This window comes from Portibacter marinus, from assembly GCF_021533195.1.
GTDB classification, from domain to species: domain Bacteria; phylum Bacteroidota; class Bacteroidia; order Chitinophagales; family Saprospiraceae; genus Portibacter; species Portibacter marinus.
Map to the genome: position 1 here is coordinate 1 of NZ_JAJNKB010000035.1, position 3,507 is coordinate 3,507.

4 protein-coding genes are annotated in these 3,507 nt (G+C 34.0%); all 4 read right to left on the reverse strand.

Features of this window, described 5'->3' with window-relative positions; translation table 11 throughout:
* Positions 1 to 209 precede the first annotated feature (209 nt).
* Complete coding sequence (locus L2567_RS20635; protein WP_235299760.1) at positions 210 to 884, reverse strand: hypothetical protein; 675 nt, start codon at positions 882 to 884, stop codon at positions 210 to 212.
* 635 nt (positions 885 to 1,519) lie between these two features.
* The gene (locus tag L2567_RS20640; RefSeq protein WP_235299761.1) at positions 1,520 to 1,972 is read right to left on the reverse strand and encodes a hypothetical protein; all 453 of its coding nucleotides are present in this window, start codon (positions 1,970 to 1,972) and stop codon (positions 1,520 to 1,522) included.
* A gap of 2 nt (positions 1,973 to 1,974) precedes the next feature.
* Positions 1,975 to 2,895 (reverse strand): C10 family peptidase, encoded by a 921-nt coding sequence (locus tag L2567_RS20645; RefSeq protein WP_319942148.1) that lies wholly within the window; start codon positions 2,893 to 2,895, stop codon positions 1,975 to 1,977.
* Between the two features lie 12 nt (positions 2,896 to 2,907).
* Positions 2,908 to 3,276, reverse strand: coding sequence for a Spi family protease inhibitor (locus L2567_RS20650; protein ID WP_235299763.1), 369 nt, complete (start codon positions 3,274 to 3,276; stop codon positions 2,908 to 2,910).
* Positions 3,277 to 3,507: the final 231 nt, after the last annotated feature.

Here is a 3,507-nt window from a genome sequence, read left to right on the forward strand (position 1 = left end):
AAAAATACGCTATCAATGTGCAGTGCGCTGGCAAAGCACCCAAATTCAACCCTCTAATCTTTTCATTATCAACTATTCTGAATCAATTTTCAGGACTTTCAAAACGTGAAACGTATTCCGCCTAACGATCAATTGCATGAGAAGTTCCGACCAACGGAAGGAATTACTTCATGCATAGTGTTAGCTGTTCGGGCCCTACAATTTAAGTTTTAATTATGTAAGATTGATTTTTTCTCAATAATTCCACTGATTTTATGTTTTTCAATTTCTGCTATAAGGTTTTCAGATAAAAATAATCCTTCTCCTTGAATATTAATTACATCATAATTATATTGTTTAGTAAGATAGATTTCGTGAGGAATTCTGGTGAAATTTAACTCAGAATATTGTTGATAATTTTTGTAAATCTTCTTCTCATTTCGACCGTAATCAAAAAATATCGATCTTTTGAAGTCAATATTTTTATTTTCAATCATAGGAAATCCAATTAAAAAATAATTGCTGTTGAAATTTGTGATTTTAGACTTCAATTTATTTAAGTTGGGAAGGTTGAAGCTTGCTAAAATCCTGAATAATCTCTGCGATACAAGTAGTTGAAATCCTAGGTAATATGGAGAATATTGGATTACATCAATTTCTTTGATTGATTTGTAAGCTGGATAATAAGTTATTTGAGAAATTTTTTGATTATCAAGATTAACGAAACTATCCTCACATACTCTTTGAATATTCTCATGATTTCTGGAGACATACAATTTGAAAATATCCTCTTCTTCTTTAGTAACGAATGATTTATTATCCACCAACTCGACTGCGTAGACACCGTTTGGACTACCAGTAATTTGAGGTTCATGTTCAGCAACTATTTTACTATATCTCTTCAATGTTCGTTGATTAAATTTGCCTGACAGCTAACGGTGATGACAAGCGAAGTTTCGCTCCTCATTAATTATCGTTTTTCCAAAAATATGAATTTTTAGTTCTGCACATCGCATTTCATGCTATTCGAAGCGAAATTGCGTCTTGTCTAGTGTTAGGTGGAGTACAATTTAAGCGTTGGCCTCCAGCTGAAAGTCTTGTTAGATTATAGATAATGCCGTTGGAATACTCGAATTTATCATTTAAAACTAGCGGACTCAGACGGACAAGAATAGTAAGTTGATTATCTGAAATTAATTGACATGTTCGGAATTCCAATCTCAATCTTACGTGGTGAGAAAAATCAGACAGTAAGACCTGAAAATCGAAGTAAACTGCATGAATTTAAGATTCGATTATCGTGAGAACAAAGTGATCATAATTTGTAAAAATTCACTTTTAAGAAATACGCTATCAATTTAACGTGCGCTGGCAATGCACCCAAACGCAATCCTCTAATCACGTCCTTGTCAACTATTCTGAATCAATTTTCAGAACTTTCAAAACGAGAAACGTATTCCGCCTAACGGAAAATGATAAGCAGAGTGCCATTCCGTTAGGGTGGCATTCTGTCTTATCTATTGTTACTCACAGTATATACTTACTTTATAACCTCGTATGCACCTATTGTATTTTCTTGCCTTCCCAAATAGTCAGTGCCATAATAGAAAAATTTAATGTCTGAATATGAAGTACAACATCTTGATGATAATTCTTCAATTTGGTAAATTACTGTATCTGTTTCTCCGTTTTTAAATCTTACCAAAATTTTACATTCATCTGATTTACAAGGAGTATGTAAATCGAAATTCGAAATTTCAACATGTGTTTTCTCAGTTTTATTATATACGACAAAATCCTTTACAAAAAACTCTATTTCAGATTTATTCTCCAAAAACAAAATTTCTTCTATTATGAGACTATCATTTTCCAGTAAATTCTCTCCTTTGATATTATAATAAATTATTCTTAATGGCTCATTCACATTAACACATGCTGGACACATACATGAACTTATAAAAAGAATCATTAATATGGATAATAATTTTTTCACAATTATGGGTTTATATTATATAATACATCATTATTATATTGATAAGTATGCCCATTAGGTGCATCCCAGCTGCTGCTACTAACACCATACCATCCGTTCCATGAATCAGAATTCCACCCCCAATTCATGTGATAATAAAGATATGAATAACAAGATTGGTCTGTGTAAGTCTCATATCCATCACACACCCATGCATGGCACCTACCATATCTGCTATCACAACCTGTTAATATTACGGGTTTTGAATTCCTAAGGTTTTGCTTTATTGTAACGCTGCTAATCGTAGAAGAATAATCTCCTCCATAAGCATAACCAAAGTCATCTTCTAAAGCATCATTAACACCACTGGTGTATGCACCTGAGCCATCACAACCGTAAGACATATTAACTGATTCTCCTGCATCTCTCATCAGACGAGCAACTTCATCCGCACCTGACTTATTGAAATCCCAAGAATAATATTTTGGCTGAAGAGAAGAATAATTATAACTATTAGGATGCTCAAAATAATTTATGATCTGAGCCATTGCAGTAGCTACGCAACCTGTATAAAAATGATCACATGGTAAATTACCATCACATTCGGGCTCATAGGCAAAACCTAAACTTGTCCAAACTTGCACTAAGCCCTCTGTTGGACAAAGTTGATTATAAACACAACCTTGTCCCCAATAAGTATCAAGTAAAGGGCCATATTGAGTTGTAGAAGAAGAACCACATGGATCTCCACTTGAACCATCATTACAATCAACAGTTTCATCCCCACATCCTATTCCAGCATCCTGACAATCAGGCCAATTAGGACATTCTTCACAGCAATCGCTTCCAGGAGGGGCTAAAGCTTGCCAAAGTTTTCTAACACCTTGTGGCTGTTTAGCATTATTGATTCTTAACTCATTGATGAATTTTACATTTTGATTTATCCAATCTTGTACTCAAAAAGGTATATCATCAAAATTAAACATAGATTCTCCATGCGCTAATATAGGTGTGGTTCGCCTATCGCCAGAAATAATTACAAAACTATTATTTTCTTCAAGATCTGTAGTAAAGATATGCAAAGCTGGTGCATTTCCATTACCAAAAAAAGACTTGCTTTGACCCTTCCACTTGTTTTCTCTCAAACTCAGAGATTGGGAAGTATCTTTATTCATAATATAACTTATTGCTAATTGTTCTGCTTCGTGTAATTGCACGATGTAGTTTTCTGGTAATCCTATAGCTGGAACTTCTTCTTTGTAACATGAACTAAAAATGATAATTGATAGTCCAAAAATAATTGAAAATAATGTTAACCGTTTCATGATAAAATTTTTAATTGTTTAACTAATATTGTGAGTAACGTCATAGCCGCATGCTCCGTTTCGAGGAACGAGAAATAGAGTCTTCGCGGCATGTTAGCGGCAGGTGTGTGCCCTGAAGTTCCATCGGGTACTAAGTTAATCAAAAGTGGTTAATGGAAATAGATGGAGCATGTTGTAATTGAGATGAAAGACCTCTTCAAAGGTTGGATGGAAAGGAAACGAGCTGACTCC